Here is a 19,610-nt window from a genome sequence, read left to right as displayed (position 1 = left end):
AGGAGAACCATCATGACCACCACCGACGAGTCGACCCGCAACGGTGTCGACACCGCGACGCTGTTCGCCACCCTCGACGCGGTCAAGGCCGCGCCGGAGGCGGCCAAGTTCCAGTTCCGGGCCCGCAACCAGTGGCTCAGCGGCACCCACAACCGCAGCACCATCCACGGGTACTTCGGGGTCGGCGAGGAGCGCACGCACGAGCGCACGTTCCACTTCGACGCCGACCACCCCGCCGTACTGGTCGGACGCGACAACGGCCCGACCCCGGTCGAGTACATGCTGCACGCGCTCGCCGCCTGCCTGACCGCGGGGCTCGCCAACATCGCCGCCGCCCGCGGCATCCGGCTCACCGAGGTGCACTCGACCGTTGCCGGCGACATCGACCTGAACGGCATCCTCGGCCTCGACCCGGACGTGCGGAACGGCTACCAGCAACTCACCGTCCGCTTCACCGTGAAGGGCGACGCCCCGGCGGAGAAGCTGCGCGAGCTGGTCGCCCAGTCCCAGGCCCGGTCAGCCGTCTACGACGTCATCACCAATCAGGTGCCGGTCAAGATCGAGGTGGAGACCGCATGACCGTCCCAGAAGAGATCGTCCGCCCGGTCACCGAAGACCTGGGCACCGTCCTGGGGGTCTGGGCGCACCCGGACGACGAGGCGTACCTGTCCGCCGGCCTGATGGGCGCCCTGCGCGATGCCGGACACCGGGTCGTCGTGGCGACCGCGACGTTCGGCGAGAACGGAACGCCGGACCCGGTCGAGATGCCGCCGGACCGGCTGGCCGAGATCCGGCAGGACGAGATGGTCAGCAGCCTCGCGATCGTCGGCGTCTGGGAACATCGCTGGCTCGGCTACCACGACGGTGAGTGCGCCGACGCAGTCGGAGGGGTTGCGTCGGTCGCGGAGCTGATCGAAGAAGTCGAGCCGGACACCATCCTGACGTTCGGCCCGGACGGCATGACCGGGCACTCCGACCATCGCACGATCTCGGCCTGGACGACCGAGGCGTGGCGAGCCTCCGGCGCCCGGGCGCGGCTGTTGTACGCGACGCTCACGCAGGGATTCCACGCCGAGTGGGGTCCGCTCAACGACCAGGTCGGCCTGTGGATGTCGGGCAGCCCACCCGAGACGCCCGACGAGGACCTCGCGCTGTACGTCGCCCTCGCCGGAACCGACCTCGAACGCAAGATCGACGCGGTGCGGGCGCACGTCTCCCAGGCCACCGGCCTGGTCGACCTGGTCGGCCTCGACACCTTCCGCCGTTGGTGGTCCGCCGAAGCCTTCGTCGCCGCCACCGCATCGCTTGCCGAGCCCTCGTCCGCGGTTGTGGGACGTGTGCGATGACAGTCCAAGTCGGGAGCACCGCCCGGCGGACGCGGGTCGTGTCGCGGCGCGACATCGAGCTGTTCACCGAGCTGACCGGGGACCGCAATCCGCTGCACTACGACGAGGAGCTCGCAGCCGGCACCCGCTTCGGCGGCCTGATCGTGCAGGGCGGCGTCACGTCCGGCCTGCTGAACGCCGTCGTCGCCGAGGACCTGCCCGGTCCCGGCAGCGTGTTCCTCCGCGTGGCCTGGAACTTCCTGGCGCCGGTCCGGCCGGGTGACGAGATCACCGCCGAGGTCGAGGTGCTCGAAGTCCACGCCAGCAAGCCGGTTTTCCGGATCCGCACGACGATCACCAACGGCGACGGTGTCGTCGTCCTCGACGGCGACGCGCAGGTCTACCAGGTGCCCGTCGGTGCGGGATCCGGCAACGACTCCGGTGCGACCGCACCGGGGAACGATCGACAGACAGGAGTTGTCCGGTGAGCACATTCCCAGCGATCACCCACGTGGCCGTGACCGTGGCCGACCTCGAGCTCAGCGTCCCGTGGTACACGGAGCTGTTCGAGGCCGACCCCGTGCTGGACGAGGACACCGGGCCGTTCCGGCACGTGGTGTACGCGGTCGGCGACAGCCAGCTGTTCGGGCTGCACTTCTTCCCCGACGGCGAGTGGGCCAGTGAGTTCAGCCCGCGTCGGCCTGGTCTCGACCACGTTTCGTTCGCCTGTGCCGACCGTGCCGAGCTCGTGAGCTGGCAGGACCGGCTCGACGACCTGGGCGTCAAGCACGGCGGCATCGTCGACGCCCACTACGGCTCGGGCCTGTCCTTCAAGGACCCCGACGGCATCGCCCTCGAGTTCTTCGCCCCACCAGCGAGCTAGGTCTCACCTGCCACCCACCATCCCCGGGCCCCCACAGCCCGGTGTCCCGCCGATCCGGGTTCCCCACACCCGGCGCACCCCCCAGGCACTCCGCCCCGGCGGGCGGCCGGTCGCTCCTACCGGCCGCCGGACACGTCGAGCGTCGTCCCGGTCATGTAGGACGACCGATCGGAGGCGAGGAACGCGATCAGCGCCGCAACCTCCTCGGGCTTCCCCGGTCGACCGAGCGGCGGAGTCGCACCGAGCCGGTCCAACCGGCCCTCCTCGTGGATGTCGGTCTCGATCAGCCCCGGCCGGACACCCAGCACGCGGACGCCTTCCTTCGCGACCTCGTTGCCGAGCCCGGTGGTGAGCGCGTCCACGGCTGCCTTGCTGGCCGCGTAGTCGACGTACTCACCGGCCGACCCGAGCACCGCGGCCCGGGACGAGACGTTGACGATCACTCCCCCGGAACCGCCGTACGCCGTGGACATCCGCCGGACCGCCGCGCCGGCGACCAGGACAGCGCTGACCGAGTTGATCCGGAACACCCGCTCCAGCCGGGCGGCGTCGTACTCCGCGACCCGGCCGGCCGGTGAAACCACGCCGGCATTGTTGATCACGGCACCGATCGGCCCGAGCTCGGCGGTCACCGTGTCGAACAGCTTCTCGATCTCGTCGGCCTCGGCCACGTCGGCCTGGACGGCAATCGCCCGCCGGCCTAGCTCCTCGCAGGCCTTCACGACCCGCGCGGCCTCGTCGGCCCGGGTCCGGTAGTTCACGCCGACGTCCCACCCGTCGGCCGCCAGCGCGACCGCGGCGGCGGCCCCGATCCCTCGACTCCCACCGGTGACCAGCACGACCCCACGCCGTACGTCTGTCTCAGTCATGTCTCCAACCCTGCCACGTCGTCCGGCGGCAGCGTGATCTGCACCTTCATCTCCGTGTCGGTGAAGCCCAGCGCCCGGTACAGCCGGATCGCGAGGTAGTCCGGATCCGCCACCATCACCAGCTTGGTCGCCCCACCCTCGGTCAGGCCGTACGTCGACGCGTGGTGGACCAGCGTGCTCGCGATCCCACGGTTGCGGTGGTCCGGATGCGTCTGCACGGCCTGGAACCGCGCGAGCCCGTTGCCGTCGAACACCAGCCCCAGCGAGCTCTGCAGGTTGTCACCGTCGAACGCGCCGAACCAGTGCCCGTGCCCGGCGTCCACCAGGGCCCGCCGCGACGCGACCTTGGCCCGGGCGAACCGGATGTAGCCGTCGTCGACCCGCATCGGAGCGGTCGCCAGGTTGAGCTGCAGCGACTGCTCCCAGTCGTCGTCACTGCTCAGGAACCGGTACGTCGAGCGCTCGTTCGGCCGGCGGGGTGGCACGACCTCGCTGGTCGTCATCACCACGTCCCGCTCCAGGTCGTAGCCGGCCAGCTCCTCCTCGGCGCCGATCACCCCGTCGACATTGTCGATGCCGAAGGCAACATGTCCGGCCGCCGGGAACTCGGCGCGGAACGCGGCCAGCCGGTGCTGGAAGTCGCCGGGCGCGAACGGCGTCCGGAACAGCAGGAAGTTGCCCCACCAGTAGCCGGGGTTGTCCGGGGTGCGCACGATGACGTGGTCGCCGACGTCCTCGAGCACGCTGCCGCTGAGCTCGAGGACCAGCAACTCGGTCCGCCATCCCAGGTTCTCGATCTTCACCTGTTCATCGTCCGCGTGCCGTCAACCGCATTGCGGTCCGCTTGACATGCAGCCGCACGGCTGCCTATTGTCGAAATGCAGCCGGTTGGCTGCCTGACTTGATCGGAGGGCGATGGACGACGAGGTGTTCCGCGCACTGGCCGACCCGAGCCGCCGGCAACTGCTCGACATGCTGAACGCGCGCACCGGCCAGACCCTGCGCGAGCTCTGCGCCGGCCTCGACATGGCCCGGCAGTCGGTGAGCAAGCACCTCACCGTCCTGGAGTCCGCGAACCTCGTCACCACCGTGTGGCGCGGCCGGGAGAAGCTGCACTACCTCAACGCCGAGCCGATCAACGCCATCGCCGACCGCTGGATCAACCAGTACGACCGGCGGCGGGTGCAACTGTTCGCCGACCTCAAGACGGCTCTGGAGGCCGAACCCATGAGTGACACCGACTTCGTCTACACCACCTACATCAAGACCACGCCGGAGCGGCTGTGGCAGGCCCTGACCGACCCGAAGTTCACCCAGGAGTACTGGGGTGTCCAGCTCGATACCGACTGGAAGGTCGGCTCCGACATCGTCTGGCGCCACGGCGACGTCGCGGTGGCCGGAGCGGGCCAGGTGGTCCTCGAGCACGACCCGTACCGGCGGCTCGCGTACACGTGGCACCACATCACGCCGGAGTTCGCCAAGTCTGTCGGGCTGGACGACGAGATCTACCAGCGGGCCAGCCGGGAGCCGCTGTCGCAGGCGAGCTTCGACCTCGAGCCCGTCGGCGACAAGGTCAAGCTCACCGTCGTCCACAGCGGCTTCGAACCGGGCAGCGCGATCCGCGAGCTGGTCAGCGAAGGCTGGGTCGAGCTGATCTCCGACCTCAAGTCCTTCGTCGAGTCCACCCCTGAGCTACGGCGGGACGCTTCCTCGGCCAGCTGAGCCCGGCGTCATGGACGTTTGTGGATGAGGAGGGGAAGGACTGCGGCGGCGCCGGACTCGCGGAGCTTGGCGGCGGCGACGGTGATCGGCCACTGCGACGACGACGCGTCGGCCAGCAATAGGACCGTGCGCCCCGCGACCGCCTGGGCGGCTGGACCGTCCACCTGGATGCCGTCTCGCCAGACCCTCGCCTCCTCAGCCGAGGAGAGGTCGTCGGTGAAGCCAGCGGGGTTCAGGGTCAGCTCGGCCTTGTCGAGGCGGCCTACCCCAGCGACATGATCCGCGATCTCGGCGGTCAGGCGGCCGTAGCCGGCGGCTGGGAGCGGTACGACGACCTCGGGTCGGCTCGACCAGGAGCCGCGCCACCGGGACAGCGCCGCGACTGCGCCCGCCTTGAGCGCCTCGAGCGCGTCGGGATCCGGCGGACCGTCGGTGAACGTGCTCCGGAGCACCTCGCGCCACTCTGGGGCGTCGGCGTAGATGATCGTCCGGCCGGGCTCGGCGCCGAGCCCGGGAGGGATCCGCCCCTTCGCGCCGAAGGCGCCACCCGGCCACATCTTCCGCGGCTCCAGCACGTGCACCTCACCGCGCAGCAACCGGATGATCGACTGCACCGTCTCCGGCGACGGCGCGGCCTGCAACGGATCCGGCAGCTCCCCGAGGCAGACCGAGCAGCGGCCGCACGGCTCGGCCGACGGGTCGTCCAGCGACTCCTGCAGAAGTTGCATCAAGCAACGGTCACCGCGGGTGTAGGCCCGCATGATGTCCGCCTCCCGGCGCCGCACCGCCACGATTCCGTCGTAGTGCGCGGCGTCGAACGTCCACTCCGCGCCGGTCCGCACCCAGCCGCGCTCGACCCGGTCGACCACCCCGTCGACTGCCAGCTGCTTCAGCATCAGCTCGACCCGAGTCCGCCGCAGACCAGTCTCGGCTTCTAGCGCTGGAACGGTGGCTGGCTGGTCCGGACCGTAGCCGTCCAAACCGCGTAGTAGGCGGTTCACGTTCTCCGGGACTGGGATGGTCGCGGTCGCGAAGTAGTCCCACACTCCGGCGTCCGCATCCGACGGCAGCAACGCCACGACGGCGTGGTCGATCCCGCGGCCCGCTCGCCCGACCTGCTGGTAGTACGACACCGGTGACGGCGGCGAACCCACGTGCACGACGAACCCCAGGTCCGGCTTGTCGTACCCCATCCCGAGCGCCGAGGTCGCGACGAGCGCCTTCAACGCATTCGCCCGCAACGCGTCCTCGAGACTCTCCCGCTCCCCCGCGTCCAAACCACCCGTGTACGCCGCCACCGGTACGTCGCGACCGTGCACCTCCTGGATCGCTGCCGCCAACCGCTGCGCGTCCGAGACCGTCAACGTGTAGACGATTCCTGAACCCGGCAGCTTCGGCAGATGGTCGACCACCCAGGCGAACCGATCCAACGGCGACAGCGCGTCGACGACCGCCAGTTGCAAACTCGACCGGGCCAGCGGTCCGCGCAGCACCAGCGTGGACTCACCCAGCTGATGCGCGACGTCGTCCGTCACCCGCGCGTTCGCAGTCGCTGTCGTGGCAAGCACCGGCGTCTTCGGGTTCAACTGCTGCAGCACGTCAGACACCCGCCGGTAGTCCGGCCGGAAGTCGTGCCCCCAGTCCGACACCGCGTGCGCCTCGTCGATCACCAGCAGCCCGACCTGCCCGGCCAGCCCGTCGAGGACCCGGCGGCCGAAGCCCGGATTCGCCAGCCGCTCCGGAGACACGAGCAGTACGTCGATCGCGCCCGAGCGCAGGTCGTGCTCGATACTCGACCACTCGTCGATGTTGTTCGAGTTCAGGGTCGCCGCCCGCAGTCCGGCGCGGCTCGCGGCCGCAACCTGGTCACGCATCAACGACAGCAGTGGTGACACCACCAGCGTCGGCCCGGCGCCCTCAGCGCGCCGGATCGCCGTCGCAGCCCAGTACACAGCCGACTTGCCCCACCCCGTCGCCTGCACGACCAGCACCCGCGCACTGGCCTCGCACAAGGCGGCGACCGCGGTCTCCTGATCGGCCCGCAATCGCGCGCTCTCCCCCGCGATCGCCCGGATCACGCCGCCGGCGATCCCGGCGCGCGCCTCGGTCAGCGTGCTGGTGGTCGAACTGGTGTCAGCCATGCCAAGCACCCTAGACGCCCGCACCCCCACATTTCTCGTCCCGATCGCCGGCCTGTGGACAACCCGGCGGGAGACCCAGGTCACGTCCGCGCCGGCCAGATCAACGGCTGTGGCTACTGCATCGACATGCACAGCAAGGACGCCGAGCACGCCGGCGAGACCTCGGTGCGGCTCAACCTGGTCGCGGCCTGGCGGGAGGCGACGGTCTTCACCGATGCCGAGCGTGCGGCCCTCGAGCTCACCGAGGAAGGCACCCGGATCGCCGACGCGGCCGGTGGCGTCAGCGACGAGGTGTGGGCCAACGCCGCCAAGCACTACGACGACGACCAGCTCGCCGCACTGCTCTCGCTGATCGCCCTCATCAACACCTGGAACCGCCTCAACGTGATCACGCAGCGGCCCGCCGGCGACTACGTGCCCGGTCAGTGGGGCTGACGGGTCAGGCGCACTTCCCGGGATGACATGGTTCGCCGCTGGTCGACACCAGCCGTTGCGGCCCCGGTCCCTTTGCGGCCAAGGCGTCGTACGGGTTGGCCAGCGCGCACCGGTCGAGGGACAGGCAGCCGCAGCCGACGCAGTCCTTGAAGTCGTCCCGGAGCTGTTCCAGGTGCAGGATCCGCTTGTCGAGCTCGGCCTGCCAGCACTCGGAGATCCGCTCCCAGTCCTGGCGGGTCGGGGTCCGGTTCTCCGGCAGCAGGGCCAGGATCGCGGCGACCTCGGCGAGCGGGATGCCGACCCGCTGGGCGATCCGGATCAGCGCGACCCGGCGGAGCGTGTCGCGCTTGTACCGGCGCTGGTTGCCCGACGTACGGCGGCTGACGATCAGGTTCTGCCGTTCGTAGAAGTGCAGTGCCGAGATCGCCACCCCACTGCGCTGCGACAACTGCCCGACCGTCAACTCACCCGGCTCGATGTCCACCCGTCATCCCTCCGACCTCGACCTGGATCGAGGCTAGCCGACGGATTCAGGCAGTCACGAGTCGGCGTCCGATGCTCGCGGACATCAACGCGGCCGCTGCGCAGAGGCCGCCGGCGAGGTACCACGCGAGGTTGTAGCTGCCCTGGACGTCGCGGATCGCACCGGCTCCGGTAGCCGCGAGTGCGGCGCCGATCTGGTGCGACGCGAACACCCAGCCGAACACGATCGGCCCGTCCACACCGAACCACTCGCGGCACAGCGCGACCGTCGGCGGCACAGTCGCCACCCAGTCGAGACCGTAGAAGATGATGAACACCCAGACGCTCGGCTGCGCGGTCGGACCGAGCAGGGACGGCAACACGAGCAGCGACAGCCCGCGCAGCGAGTAGTAGGCGATCAGCAGGTACCGCGGATCCCACCGGTCGGTCAGGTAGCCCGACACGATCGTGCCGCCGACGTCGAAGATGCCGACCACCGCCAGCAGCGACGCGGCGGTCGTCACCGGCATGCCGTGGTCGTGCGCTGCGGTGACGAAGTGCGTGCCGATCAACCCGTTCGTGGACGCACCGCAGATGGCGAAGCCACCCGCAAGCAGCCAGAACGCCGGCCGATGCATCGCCGACCACAGCGCAGTCAGCGCCCGCATCGCACTACTGCCGGTCGTCTCCACCCGCTGGCCCGCGGTGCTGCCTTCCGGAGCGCCGTACGCCCGCAGGCCGACATCGCTCGGGTAGTCGCGCAGGAAGAGCAATACCAGTGGTACGACGGCCAACGCCGTACCGGCCGCGACGAGTGCAGGGACCCGCCAGCCGTACGCGCCGGCCAGGCTCGCGATCAGGGGCAGGAAGATGAGCTGGCCGGTAGCACCCGCAGCAGTCAGGATGCCGGTGACCAGACCACGCCGCGCGACGAACCAACGACCGGTGATCGTCGCGACGAACGTCATCGACATCGACCCCGTGCCGACGCCGACCAGCAGGCCCCAGGTCAGCAGGAGCTGCCAGGACGAGGTCATGAAGACGGTCAGCCCGCTGCCGAGCGCGATCAGTACCAGCGCTCCGCTGACCACGCGGCGCAGGCCGAGGCGGTCCATCAGGGCCGCCGCGAACGGCGAGATCAGGCCGTAGAGCAGCAGGTTGATCGACACCGCCGACGAGATCGTCGCGTGCGACCAGCCGAACTCGTCGTGCAGCGGGTCGAGCAGCACCCCCGGCACCGAACGGAACCCGGCCGCTCCGATCAGCGTCACGAACCCGACCGCGGCGACTGCCCAGGCAAGGTGCACCCGGGCAGGCTTCTTCGTCTCCAGAATCTGCGTCACCCGCCTACTGTGCCGTCAGCCCGACCCGTGAACCAGTGGCCAGAACGCCAGCATGTGTCAAGATATGGCCATGAGCTCACCGACGAAGCGACGACTGCACGCCGTCGGCCCGCACGTGGTCGCGGTGCTCGCGCTCGAACCGGTGGTCGGGTTCGACCTGACCATTCCGCCGACCGTGTTCGGCGCCGCCACGAAGGCCGACGGCACCCCGCTGTACGACGTCCGGATCTGCGGCCTCGAGATCGCGCCGATCCGGGCCGGCGCCGGCTTCAGCCTGATCCCGGACTACGGGCCGGAAGTCCTGGCCGAGGCGGACACGGTCATCATCCCCGGCACCTACATCGCCCAGCCGCGGTACGAAGGCACCCTGCCCGACGACCTGGCGCAGGCGCTCGACACCATCCGGCCAGGCACCCGGATCGCGTCGATCTGCACCGGCGCGTTCGTGCTCGGCGCGGCCGGCTACCTCGACGGGCGGCCGGCCACGACGCACTGGCGCCGGGCCGAGATGTTCCGCGACCTCTACCCGCAGGTGAAGCTCGACGAGGACCTGCTGTTCATCGACGACGGCGACATCATCACGTCGGCCGGCCTCGCCGCGGGCGTGGACCTGTGCCTGCACCTGATCCGCCGCGACTTCGGCAGCGAGGTCGCCAACCGGGCCGCCCGGCACTGCGTCGTACCGCCGTGGCGTGACGGTGGGCAGTCCCAGTTCATCGAGCGGGTCGTGCCGGACGAGGGCAGCGAGGGTACGGCGCCGACGCGAGCCTGGGCGCTGGAGCGGCTGGACGAGGAGTTGAGTCTCACCGCGCTGGCCGCGCACGCGCAGATGAGCGTCCGCACGTTCAGCCGGCGGTTCAAGGCCGAGACGGGTCAGTCCCCCGGCACGTGGCTGCTGCAGCAACGCGTCCGGCACGCGTGCCACCTGCTGGAGACCACTGATCTGTCCGTCGACCGGGTCGCCGAGTCCGCTGGTCTCGGCACCGCCGCATCGCTGCGTCATCACCTCCGCTCCGAGTTGGGTGTCTCTCCACTCGCCTACCGCAAGACCTTCCGGGCGGGCTGAACTACAGCACCACAAGCTCGTGGGGCCGGTGGTTCATCGACTCCACACCGTCCGCGGTGACCACGACGATGTCCTCGATCCGCGCACCCCACCGCCCCGGCTGGTAGATGCCCGGCTCGACGCTGAACGCCATCCCCGGCTCGAGAATCAGCTCGTTCCCACTGACAATGTACGGCTCTTCGTGCACGTCGAGCCCGATGCCATGTCCCGTCCTGTGGATAAACAGCTCACCGAAGCCGGCCGCCGTGATCACGTCCCGCGCGGCCGCATCGATCGACTCCGCGGACACCCCGGGCCGCACCGCGTCCACCGCCGCCTGCTGAGCATCCCGCAGTACGGCGTAGGTCGCGGCGACGTCCGCATCCCGTGGCTCGCCGACGGCGTACGTCCTGGTCGAGTCGGAGTAGTAGCCCTCGGCAACCGGTCCGCCGATGTCGACGACCACCACGTCGCCTGCCTCGATCACCCGGTCGGACACTCCGTGGTGCGGGCTCGCGCCGTTCGGCCCGCTGCCGACGATGACGAACTCGGCCAGTACATGCCCCTCGTCGACGATCGCCGCCGCGATGTCAGCCCCCACCTCGGCCTCGGTCCGCCCAGGACGCAGCCACTCGCCGACCCGCGCGTGCACGCGGTCGATCGCCGCGCCCGCCTTCCGGAGTGCCTCAACCTCGGCCGCGTCCTTGCGCATCCGCAACTCGCGCACGATCGGACCAGCCAGCACCTGCTCCGCGTCGGGCAAGGCGTTGCGCAGCGCCAGCACATGCAGCGCAGGCGTGAAGTCGCTGACCGCCACCCGCTCCGATCCACGCAGGCGGTCGGCGGCCACGCCGTACGGGTCCTCACCGTCGACCCAGGTGATGACCTCGGCCCCAAGCTCGTCCAACGGCAGGTCGGCGAAGCCAGGCGCTTCCAGCTTCGGTACGACGAGCGCCGGCGAACCGTCGGCCGGGACAACCAGCGTGGTCAGCCGCTCGAGCGAGCCACCGGCCTGTCCGAGCAAGTACCGCAGATCCGACCCGGGTGCGATTAGCAGCCCGGTCCCGGCGGCGGCCTCCCGGGCACGCTCCAACCTGGCACGCAGTACGGCGACATCGGGGACAGGACCTTGTGGGCTTCGACTCGACATGCAGCCGACTCTAGTCAGCCACCGCGTGCACCAGCTGGATCGAGAGCTGCCGAGCGGCCAGCAGGCGGGCCAGACGCTCCACCTGGCGCGCAGCCAACGCGTATGCCTCGTCGGTCCGGTGCTTCGCTGCGATGGCCGCCGCCACCTGCTCCGCTCGGCGCGACCAGGACAGTGGGCAGCCGTCGGGGCGGGTGACCTGCTCCATGAGCTCGAAGCCGGCGTCATCCAGCAGCCCGATGAGCTCTCCCTGGGTCGGGAAGTGGTTACCCTCCGGCAGCGGCAGCAGCTGCCCCTGTCGGGCGACAAGCACGAGCAGACCGAGCGACGCGCCCGGCCGCATCACCCGGTGCATCTCGCCGAGCAGTGCCGCCTTGTCCTCGACTGTGCACAGCACGCCCAGGCACCACCCGACGTCGACGGAGTGTGTCCGTAGCGGAATCCGTCCGCCGTCGGCCGTCACGACCGGCAGCCCGAACAGCCGCGCCGCAGCCCGGCAGGCCGGGTGCATCGGCTCGACAAGGATCGGCCGCACGCCGAACCGCTCCGCCGCCCAGGCCGCCGGACCGCCCACACCGGCGCCGACATCCAGCAACCTGTCCCCCGGCGCGAGCTCGCACGCCTTGGCCAGCCAGGCCAGCCCGGCCGGGCTCGAACTGCCGCGGCAGGCGGCCGGAATCGCGTGCCCGGGCCCGAGCTGCTCGACCGCGTCGGCAGTCCATCCGGCAACGTCCCCGAACTCGGCAACCATCGCAGCTGTTGCCATGGTCAACCCCCTTGCACCCCCTACCGACAGGTGTAGCACCGATCGCGCACAACCGCACAAGCACATTGCTTACCGGGCTGTGACGGGAAACTGTCGGCGAGGGTTGCTAGAACTTGTCCCGGCTCGATCGAGACCCGGTCGGCACCCGGCGAAAGGCAACCACGATGGCGCTCCACCACGAGTCCTTCGGCGCAGGCGTTCCGGTGCTCGCGCTGCACGGCTGGACCCCCGACCACCGGCTGATGACCGGCTGCCTGGAGCCTGTGTTCGCCGACGTCCCCGGCTACCGCCGGCACTACCCGGATCTCCCGGGGATGGGCCAGACACCGGCCGGCGACATCGACAGCTCCGACGGGATCATGGCCGAGCTGCGCACGTTCATCGACGAGCAGATCGGCGCGGAGCCGTTCCTGCTGATCGGAGAGTCGTACGGCGGCTACCTCGCGCGAGGCCTGATCGCGGAGCGGCCGGAGCAGGTCCTGGGTCTCGCACTGATCTGCCCGATCGGCACCGCCCTCATGCACGCCGACCGGACCGTGCCCGAGCACGTCGCGCTGCGGACCGAGCCGGGAGTGCTCGAGTCGCTGGAGGAGGACGAGGACTTCACCGAGATCGCCGTCGTTCAGACCGCAGCCGCTCTGCACGCGTACCGCTCGGACATCGCGCCCGGCCTGGCCGCCGCCGACACCGCAGCGCTCGACCGGATCCAGAAGAACAGCTGGGCGCTGACGATCGCGCCCGAGAGCGGTCCTGCCTACCAACGTCCGACGCTGATCGTCTGCGGCAGGCAGGACTCGGTCACGGGCTACGAGGACCAGTACGCGTTGCTCCCGCACTACCCGCGGGCGACGTACGCCGTACTGGATGTTGCCGGGCACAACCTTCAGCTCGAGCAACCCGAGCTGTTCGGCGCGTTGATCCGCGAATGGCTGGACCGCACCGCCGAGTGAATCAGCTCGTCTGACCGGTCGGCATGATGGTGACCTGCTGCAAGTTCACCCGGGCCGGCAGGGACGCGATGAAGCCGACGGTCTGGGCGACGTCCTGCGCAGTCAGCCACTCCATGGACTCCTTGGCTCCGGCCAGCCACTGCAGTGCGCCCTCGTCGGTCACGTGGTTCTGCAACTCGGTGTCGGCGATGCCGGGCTCGACGCGCTGACGCGCGCCCTGCAGCTCGACACCGTCGAGCGTGAGCACCTCACCGATCTGCTCGCCAGGCCCAAGTCCGCTCGTCGTACGCCGGCCGCCCCGCAGCGGGTCCGGCCGGGCCTGTACCTCTGCATCTACAACGTCGAGCCGGGCTCCCCCGACAGCGAGCCACGGCCAGCTGACCGGGCCGGGACCAGGTCGGCGCTCCTTGCCTACGGCAACACGGCGCCGGCGGCGAAGCCGAGGAACGAGCAGGTGATGCGCTCGCGGGCTCCGAGCGCGATCAAGAGTGGGCCGGCGCCGGGGGGATAACGGTGGCGCCAGAACGAGGCGGCTCGCGAGCCGAGTCGCTGTGCTGGAACAGTAGGCTGCAGTGGGCCGCCGGTCGCCCAGGCGACCAGAGCAACCTCGCGCTGCGGCGCGGCGACTCCGGCCAAGGGGCGACGTACAGAAGACCGCGCGCCGGCGACGGCGCGAGGGCCGTCCGCTGAGCGGCGGCCGGCGGAGTGCTGAGGCGGTGCACCGGCGGTGACCCCAGCAACCCGGACCCGCGGCTGACGGGTTGTTTTCCGCTCAACCGGCTGACGGGTCGTGGTTGCGGAGGTACTGTCGATGGATGTGGTGGCTGTTTGCCGCCCTTGGGGGCGGTGGGATCGTGCTCGCGGGTCGCTATGTCTGGGACCGGCGGGCTGCGCAGCGTGGTGATGCAGAAGAGCTGGAGGAGATCCGCAAGCTCGCCGACGAAGATGTCACGTTGCTCGGAGAGGAGCTGCGGCGGCTCGACGCCGGTGTGACGGGGAAACCGCTTGATCACGACGGGCAGGCCGATTACCAGGTGGCCCTCGACGCCTACGAAGCGGCACAGCGCGCGGTCCAGCGGATCCGGAAGCCGGACGACATCAGCACTGTCACCGACACCCTGGCGACCGGCCGGTACGCCATCGTCTGCGTGCAGGCGCGGGTCCGGGGCGAGGCGGTGCCGGAGCGCCGGGTGCCGTGCTTCTTCAACCCGCAACACGGTCCGTCGACGACGGACATCGTCTGGACCCAGCCGAAGGTCGGCACGCGGACGGTGCCGGCGTGTGCGCAGGACGCCGCGCGGATCCGGTCCGGCGACGAGCCCGCGGTCCGCTTCGTCGTTCTCGGGAGCCGGCGGGTGCCGTACTGGGAGGCCGGCGCCGCGGTCGCGCCGTACGGTCACGGGTACTTCGGGGCCGGCGCCGGCGCGAGCTACCTCGCGTTGGCCAGCTTCGACCTCCCCAGCGCCACCTCCTGGAGCTCGGGTCACTACCCCGCCGACCACGACGTCGGCGGCGGCCTCGAAGGCGGTTGGGCTGACGGCGGCGGGGGTGGCGGCGGCGACGGTTGAGCTACATGCGCAGGTGTGAGCCGCCGTTGAAGTCCAGGATGGTGCCGGTCGCGAACTCGGCCTCGGGTGAGGCCAGGTAGAGGATCGCGGCCGCGACCTCGGACGGGTCCGCGACGCGCTCGAGCGGGCTCTCCAGCCGCCGCCGGTCGTAGCCCTCGCCGACCAGGTGCACCGACGCCATGTCGGTCGTCGTCCACCCCGGGGCGATCGCCGTCACCGCGATCCCCTCCGGCCCGAGCGCCCGCGCCAGCGACTGGGTGAACGACACGATGCCCGCCTTCGAGGCGCCGTACGCGGGCTGGTTCGGCTCGCCGCGGAACGCGCCGCGCGACGACACGTTCACGATCCGCCCGCCACGGCCCATGTGCCGGACCGCGCACCACGCGACGTTCGCCGGGCCGACCAGGTTCACCGCGAGCGTGTCGGCCCACGCCTGCTGCCACTCGGCGTACGTCGCCTCCCGGATCCGATGCGGGCGGTACACGCCGGCGTTGTTCACCAGTACGTCGATGCCGCCGAGCGCAGCCGCGGCGTCGTCGACCATCGTCTGGATCGCCGCCGGGTCGGCGAGATCCGCGTGCGCCAGCACGTGACCGGATCCCGGCAACTCCTTCAAGACCATCGCGGCAGCCTCGGCGGACGAGCCGTAGTGCACCGCCACTCGGTCCCCGGCCGCCGCGAACGCCCGCGCGGCCGCCGCACCGATCCCCCGTGAAGCTCCCGTCACCAGCACCGCTCGATCCATGCCCCGATCCTTTCATCAGGGTCGTGGCTTGAAATCCCGGCGGTAGGACTTCGAGGCGCGGGCCCACTCCTTCTTGGCCTCGGCGCGGAGGCGGGCGTCGGACCGCCTGGCCATGAAGGCTGCCTCGCGCTGGAGCTTCGTCCAGCTCTCGTAGCGGCGGTGCGGCAGACTGCCGTCCTCGAGCGCAGCCTGCACAGCGCAGCCGGGCTCGGTGACGTGCGCACAGTCCTTGAACTTGCACTTCTCGGCCAGCGCCGTGATGTCCGGGAACGCAGCCGCCAGACCTTCGCCCGACTCCTGCAGCCCGATCCCCCGCAGCCCTGGCGTGTCGATGACGACTCCGCCGCCCGGCAGCACGATCAGCTCACGCCGGACAGACGTATGGCGCCCCTTGCCGTCGTCACGGATCTCCTGCACGTCCAGCAACTCCACACCGGCCAAAGCGTTCACCAGCGACGACTTGCCCGCACCACTCGACCCCAGCAACGCCACGGTCGCGTCACCGGCGAGCAACGCCTGCACAGACGACAAACCCTCACCGGTCGTCGCACTGCACACCAGTACGTCGGCACCGGGCGCAGCCCGCGCCACGTCGTCCGCGATCGCGTCCGCATCGCCGACGAGGTCTGACTTGGTCAGTACGACGACCGGCCGCGCACCGCTCTCCCACGCCAGCGCGAGGAAGCGTTCGATCCGGCCGATGTTCGGCTCCGGATGCAGCCCGACCACGATCGCGATGACGTCGATGTTGGAGGCGAGCACCTGGCCCTTCGACGTACCGCTGACTTCTGCGCGGACGATCGCCGTACGGCGTGGGCCCAGCGACTCGAGCGTGATCCGGTCGTCCGGCCAGAACCGCAGTACGGCCCAGTCCCCTGTACATGGGCCGGCCTGGCTGTCGTGGGCCATCGCGGCGAGCAGCGCACCGGACCACGTGGCCCGGACCGGGCCGTCCTCGGTGAGCACCGTCGCGAGGCCTTTGTCGACGCGGGCGACGCGCCCCGGCACGAGGTCGTCCGGGACAGTGGTGAGGAATTCGGCCGTGGTGCTGTCGAGCCCCAGGGCCTGCAGTGTTGCGGACATGCGGCGAACCTTTCAGAGGGTCCGGCCGCGAGGTCAGCTCAGCGGACGGACAGTGCGGGAGACGTCGGCCCTTTGGGCCCGGTACAAGCTCATGGCGGCCGCCTCCCTTCGAAGTCCTGGGGTCCTGGTCGAGGACCGGCTGGTGCCGTCAGCGTAGGTCGTCGGGGTCACTCTGCGCACCGGATTTTCCGACCGGCGCCGGCTTGCGCGCCGCCGCCTTCCCGTCGGCCGCAGCCTCCCGGCCGACCTCGGGCTGCCCGCCGGCCGCGGTCGTCGGCGCGGCCTCGGTCTTCCGGTGGTGGGACTCGGCGGCCGGCGCCTTCGGCGGCTCCGTCGGCACGACCGGGGGCGGCTCGTCGACCGGGGTCAGCGGGTGCTCGTGGTGGTGCGGGTCGGGCTCGGCCTTCATCACCGGCTCGATTTCGTCCTCCACCTCTGCCTTGTCCGAAGCGGTGCCGGACGCCTTCTCCAGCGCCCGCGACTTGTGCGGCCACAGCCGGTCCACCACCGCGTTCAGCGCCGCCCCGATGAGCACCGCGATCGCCGTCATGTACAGCCACATCAGGACCGCGATCGGCGCCGCGAGCGGACCGTAGATCGAGGTCCCGCCGACCGTGCTCTGCAGGATCCAGCGCAGCACGAAGCTGCCCAGGATCCAGATCGACAACGCCAGGAACGACCCCGGCAGGTCCGACACCCACGGCGTCCGGACCGGCACCGACAGGTGGTAGAGGGTGTTCAGGAAGCCCGCCGACAGGATCGTGACCACAGGCCAGTACAGCTGGTTCAGGAAGTCCAGCCGGTGCGGCAGCAGCGCGTCCACCGCGTCCGGGCCGGCCAGCACCAGCGGCAGCACGATCACGCCGATGACGAGCGCGGCGCAGTACAAGGAGAAGGACAGTGCGCGGGTCCGGACGATGCCGCGCTTGCCGCCCATCCCGTACATGATCGTGATGGTGTCGACGAACACGTTCAGGGCCCGGCTGCCGGACCACAGGGCGAGCACGAAACCGATCGAGATCACGTCCGGCCGGCCACCGCTGAGCACCTGGTCCAGGGTCGGCACGATCACGCTCTGGACCGAGTCGACGGTCAGCGCCCGGGCGGCCAGGTCGGCGATCTGCTGCTTGATCTCGTCGATCGTCTCGACCTCGAAGTACCGGCTGGCGATGTAGCCCAGACTTCCGGCCAGCCCGAAGATCAGCGGCGGCAGCGAGAGGATGGCGAAGAACGCCCCCTCCGCGGCCAGGCCGGTGACCCGGTAGCGCAGGCAGACGCCGACGGTCTGGGTGAGCAGCTTCCAGGTCGTCGCCGGGATCTTGCGGACCCATGCCAATGAGAGGGAGCTCCCACCAGTGGGTCCTGCCCCAGAACGTGCCATACCGCTTACCGTACTGACATGGCGGACCCTTTCGCGGTAACGAATCAGGCCCCACCACTGCAGGGGGTGAACTTCTTCACCCGGGACGTGGGCCTCGGTGACGCTCTGCGTCCGTACGGCGGCCTCGCCGATGATCCCGGCCTGCGCCGGATCGGCGAGCTGGCCGGCTCCGAAGAGGCCCTCGCGCAGGCGCTGCCGGCGAATCAGAACCCGCCGGTGCTGCGCACCCACGACCGCTACGGGCACCGCGTCGACGAGGTCGAGTTCCACCCGTCCTGGCACTGGCTGATGGAGCAGGCTGTCGGCTTCGGCCTGCAGGCGGCGCCGTGGACCAGCGACCGGCCGTCGCCGCACCTGACCCGCGCCGCGGGGTTCTACCTGTGGTCCCAGGTCGAGCCGGGTCACGGGTGCCCGATCTCGATGACGTACGCCGCCGTACCCGCGCTGAAGGCCGACGGGCAGCTCGCCAAGGCGTGGATCCCGCAGCTCGCCTCGACGCAGTACGACGTCCGCCGGCTGCCCGCGGCGGACAAGGCCGGTGTGCTCGCCGGGATGGGGATGACGGAGAAGCAGGGTGGGTCCGACGTCCGGGCGAACCTCACCACCGCGACGCCGACCGGGAGCGACGGCGAGTACCAGCTGAACGGGCACAAGTGGTTCTGCTCGGCGCCACAGGTCGACGTCTTCCTGGTGCTGGCCCAGGCGCCGGAAGGGCTGAGCTGCTTCGTGGTGCCGCGGGTGCTTGCCGATGGCAACCGGAACGCGTTTGCCCTGCAGCGGCTCAAGGACAAGCTCGGCAACCGGTCGAACGCGTCCAGCGAGGTCGAGTTCCACGGCACCGTCGGCTACCGCCTCGGCGACGAGGGCGCCGGCGTCCGCACCATCATCGAGATGGTCGCCGCCACCCGCCTCGACTGCGTCCTGGGATCCGCCGCCCTCCAACGCCGAGCCCTGGTCGAAGCCATCTGGCACACCCAGCACCGCTCGGCGTTCGGCGGGTTGCTCGCGGACAAGCCGGCCATGCAGAACGTGCTGGCCGACCTGGCGATCGAGAGCGAAGCGGCCACCGCGCTGGGGATGCGGTTGGCCGCCGCGGTCGATGCCTCCGTCAACGGTGATGCGCAGGCTGCCGCGTTCCGGAGAATCGCCCTTCCGTTGGCGAAGTTCTGGGTTTGCAAGCGGACGCCGTTCATGGTGGCGGAGGCTTTGGAGTGTCTGGGCGGGAACGGGTTCGTGGAGGAGTCCGGCCTGCCGCTGTTGTTCCGGGAGTCGCCGTTGAACTCGATCTGGGAAGGATCCGGGAACGTCAACGCACTCGACGTACTGCGAGCCCTCCGGCGGCCGGAGTCGCTCGAGGCGTGGCTGACCGAGCTCGCCACGGTTCAGGGCGCCGACCAACGGCTCGACACCGCGGTGAACGACGTACTGCAAGCGCTTGCTGACATCGAAGGAGCCGAAGCAGGCGCTCGCCGGCTGGCCGCCCGGATGGCGTTGTGCCTGCAGGCTTCACTGCTGATCCGGCACTCCACACCCGACGTCGCGGACGCCTTCGTCGCCTCCCGGCTGGCGAACGACTGGGGCGGCGTCTTCGGCACGCTGCCGAGGACCACACCGTTCCAGGCGATCGTCGAGCGCACGATAGGGTGAGGCGTCGCGACTGGCGCGCTGAGGTGGAGAACCACCGGGGAGCGAAATCCGTCGGCACCGTGCGCCTGGGTGCCTTCGACCCACTGCAACCGCAGGAG

The 19,610-nt window shown here is 70.4% G+C and carries 22 protein-coding genes and 1 riboswitch; of the genes, 11 read left to right on the top strand and 11 right to left on the bottom strand.

The window, feature by feature from the left end; genetic code table 11:
* Positions 1 to 12: 12 nt before the first annotated feature.
* The 4 genes from ACIBGM_RS33310 to ACIBGM_RS33295 are packed head-to-tail and all read left to right on the top strand — an operon-like array spanning position 13 to position 2,208.
* Positions 13 to 579, top strand: coding sequence for an OsmC family protein (locus ACIBGM_RS33310; RefSeq protein ID WP_360519880.1), 567 nt, complete (start codon positions 13 to 15; stop codon positions 577 to 579).
* Positions 576 to 1,346 carry a PIG-L deacetylase family protein gene (locus tag ACIBGM_RS33305; protein WP_360519878.1) on the top strand — a complete coding sequence of 257 codons (771 nt, stop codon included), beginning with the start codon at positions 576 to 578 and terminating at the stop codon, positions 1,344 to 1,346. Before ACIBGM_RS33310 ends, ACIBGM_RS33305 begins: the two co-directional genes overlap by 4 nt.
* Positions 1,343 to 1,813, top strand: coding sequence for a MaoC family dehydratase (locus tag ACIBGM_RS33300; RefSeq protein ID WP_360519876.1), 471 nt, complete (start codon positions 1,343 to 1,345; stop codon positions 1,811 to 1,813). The genes ACIBGM_RS33305 and ACIBGM_RS33300 overlap by 4 nt, the downstream gene beginning before the upstream one ends.
* Positions 1,810 to 2,208 carry a VOC family protein gene (locus ACIBGM_RS33295; protein WP_360519874.1) on the top strand — a complete coding sequence of 133 codons (399 nt, stop codon included), beginning with the start codon at positions 1,810 to 1,812 and terminating at the stop codon, positions 2,206 to 2,208. The genes ACIBGM_RS33300 and ACIBGM_RS33295 overlap by 4 nt, the downstream gene beginning before the upstream one ends.
* A 116-nt stretch (positions 2,209 to 2,324) precedes the next feature.
* Here ACIBGM_RS33295 and ACIBGM_RS33290 read toward each other — a convergent pair whose 3' ends face one another.
* Positions 2,325 to 3,077 (bottom strand): SDR family oxidoreductase, encoded by a 753-nt coding sequence (locus tag ACIBGM_RS33290; protein WP_360519872.1) that lies wholly within the window; start codon positions 3,075 to 3,077, stop codon positions 2,325 to 2,327.
* Complete coding sequence (locus ACIBGM_RS33285) at positions 3,074 to 3,880, bottom strand: GNAT family N-acetyltransferase (protein WP_360519870.1); 807 nt, start codon at positions 3,878 to 3,880, stop codon at positions 3,074 to 3,076. Before ACIBGM_RS33285 ends, ACIBGM_RS33290 begins: the two co-directional genes overlap by 4 nt.
* Before the next feature lie 112 nt (positions 3,881 to 3,992).
* Between ACIBGM_RS33285 and ACIBGM_RS33280 the strand changes: the two genes are divergently transcribed.
* Entirely contained in the window at positions 3,993 to 4,799 is an 807-nt protein-coding gene (locus tag ACIBGM_RS33280; RefSeq protein ID WP_360519868.1) for a metalloregulator ArsR/SmtB family transcription factor, read from the top strand.
* An 8-nt stretch (positions 4,800 to 4,807) separates the two neighbouring features.
* Here the strand turns inward: ACIBGM_RS33280 and ACIBGM_RS33275 are convergent, their stop codons facing one another.
* The gene (locus ACIBGM_RS33275) at positions 4,808 to 6,940 is read right to left on the bottom strand and encodes a RecQ family ATP-dependent DNA helicase (protein ID WP_396387786.1); all 2,133 of its coding nucleotides are present in this window, start codon (positions 6,938 to 6,940) and stop codon (positions 4,808 to 4,810) included.
* A 54-nt stretch (positions 6,941 to 6,994) separates the two neighbouring features.
* Between ACIBGM_RS33275 and ACIBGM_RS33270 the strand changes: the two genes are divergently transcribed.
* Positions 6,995 to 7,375 carry a carboxymuconolactone decarboxylase family protein gene (locus tag ACIBGM_RS33270; RefSeq protein ID WP_360521130.1) on the top strand — a complete coding sequence of 127 codons (381 nt, stop codon included), beginning with the start codon at positions 6,995 to 6,997 and terminating at the stop codon, positions 7,373 to 7,375.
* A 4-nt stretch (positions 7,376 to 7,379) separates the two neighbouring features.
* On the opposite strand, the gene soxR is transcribed toward ACIBGM_RS33270, so the two are convergent.
* Together soxR and ACIBGM_RS33260 are read right to left on the bottom strand one after the other, a co-directional pair.
* On the bottom strand, positions 7,380 to 7,859 hold the full coding sequence (soxR, locus tag ACIBGM_RS33265) for a redox-sensitive transcriptional activator SoxR (protein WP_360521133.1): 480 nt from the start codon (positions 7,857 to 7,859) through the stop codon (positions 7,380 to 7,382).
* 46 nt (positions 7,860 to 7,905) lie between these two features.
* Positions 7,906 to 9,180: an MFS transporter gene (locus ACIBGM_RS33260; protein ID WP_396387785.1), complete on the bottom strand. Its 1,275-nt coding sequence runs from the start codon at positions 9,178 to 9,180 to the stop codon at positions 7,906 to 7,908.
* A 70-nt stretch (positions 9,181 to 9,250) separates the two neighbouring features.
* Between ACIBGM_RS33260 and ACIBGM_RS33255 the strand changes: the two genes are divergently transcribed.
* A complete protein-coding gene (locus ACIBGM_RS33255) occupies positions 9,251 to 10,246 on the top strand; it encodes a GlxA family transcriptional regulator (RefSeq protein WP_396387784.1) in 996 nt (331 codons plus the stop codon).
* A gap of 1 nt (position 10,247) precedes the next feature.
* Here the strand turns inward: ACIBGM_RS33255 and ACIBGM_RS33250 are convergent, their stop codons facing one another.
* Positions 10,248 to 11,375, bottom strand: coding sequence for a M24 family metallopeptidase (locus ACIBGM_RS33250; protein WP_396387783.1), 1,128 nt, complete (start codon positions 11,373 to 11,375; stop codon positions 10,248 to 10,250).
* A 10-nt stretch (positions 11,376 to 11,385) separates the two neighbouring features.
* On the bottom strand, positions 11,386 to 12,138 hold the full coding sequence (locus ACIBGM_RS33245; protein WP_360521145.1) for a class I SAM-dependent methyltransferase: 753 nt from the start codon (positions 12,136 to 12,138) through the stop codon (positions 11,386 to 11,388).
* A 113-nt stretch (positions 12,139 to 12,251) separates the two neighbouring features.
* On the opposite strand from ACIBGM_RS33245, the gene ACIBGM_RS33240 reads away from it, so the two are divergent.
* Positions 12,252 to 13,088: an alpha/beta hydrolase gene (locus ACIBGM_RS33240; RefSeq protein WP_360521148.1), complete on the top strand. Its 837-nt coding sequence runs from the start codon at positions 12,252 to 12,254 to the stop codon at positions 13,086 to 13,088.
* A gap of 1 nt (position 13,089) precedes the next feature.
* On the opposite strand, the gene ACIBGM_RS33235 is transcribed toward ACIBGM_RS33240, so the two are convergent.
* Positions 13,090 to 13,251 carry a hypothetical protein gene (locus tag ACIBGM_RS33235; RefSeq protein WP_360521151.1) on the bottom strand — a complete coding sequence of 54 codons (162 nt, stop codon included), beginning with the start codon at positions 13,249 to 13,251 and terminating at the stop codon, positions 13,090 to 13,092.
* Here ACIBGM_RS33235 and ACIBGM_RS33230 point away from each other — a divergent pair, their 5' ends adjacent.
* Complete coding sequence (locus ACIBGM_RS33230; protein ID WP_360521154.1) at positions 13,252 to 13,599, top strand: hypothetical protein; 348 nt, start codon at positions 13,252 to 13,254, stop codon at positions 13,597 to 13,599.
* 304 nt (positions 13,600 to 13,903) lie between these two features.
* Positions 13,904 to 14,656 carry a hypothetical protein gene (locus tag ACIBGM_RS33225; RefSeq protein WP_360521157.1) on the top strand — a complete coding sequence of 251 codons (753 nt, stop codon included), beginning with the start codon at positions 13,904 to 13,906 and terminating at the stop codon, positions 14,654 to 14,656.
* A 1-nt stretch (position 14,657) separates the two neighbouring features.
* Here the strand turns inward: ACIBGM_RS33225 and ACIBGM_RS33220 are convergent, their stop codons facing one another.
* From ACIBGM_RS33220 to ACIBGM_RS33210, 3 genes are all read right to left on the bottom strand, one after another.
* Positions 14,658 to 15,401 (bottom strand): SDR family oxidoreductase, encoded by a 744-nt coding sequence (locus tag ACIBGM_RS33220; RefSeq protein ID WP_360521160.1) that lies wholly within the window; start codon positions 15,399 to 15,401, stop codon positions 14,658 to 14,660.
* 15 nt (positions 15,402 to 15,416) lie between these two features.
* On the bottom strand, positions 15,417 to 16,484 hold the full coding sequence (gene rsgA, locus ACIBGM_RS33215; protein ID WP_360521164.1) for a ribosome small subunit-dependent GTPase A: 1,068 nt from the start codon (positions 16,482 to 16,484) through the stop codon (positions 15,417 to 15,419).
* A 148-nt stretch (positions 16,485 to 16,632) separates the two neighbouring features.
* The gene (locus ACIBGM_RS33210) at positions 16,633 to 17,865 is read right to left on the bottom strand and encodes a YihY/virulence factor BrkB family protein (protein WP_360521167.1); all 1,233 of its coding nucleotides are present in this window, start codon (positions 17,863 to 17,865) and stop codon (positions 16,633 to 16,635) included.
* Positions 17,866 to 17,883: 18 nt separating this feature from the next.
* Here ACIBGM_RS33210 and ACIBGM_RS33205 point away from each other — a divergent pair, with 18 nt between their 5' ends.
* Entirely contained in the window at positions 17,884 to 19,512 is a 1,629-nt protein-coding gene (locus ACIBGM_RS33205) for an acyl-CoA dehydrogenase family protein (protein ID WP_360521170.1), read from the top strand.
* Positions 19,509 to 19,590: riboswitch (ZMP/ZTP riboswitch) on the top strand. (Overlaps the previous gene by 4 nt.)
* Positions 19,591 to 19,610: the final 20 nt, after the last annotated feature.

Source organism: Kribbella sp. NPDC050470 (assembly GCF_044458365.1).
GTDB lineage: Bacteria > Actinomycetota > Actinomycetes > Propionibacteriales > Kribbellaceae > Kribbella.
This window is presented reverse-complemented; position numbering and strand designations above follow the sequence as displayed.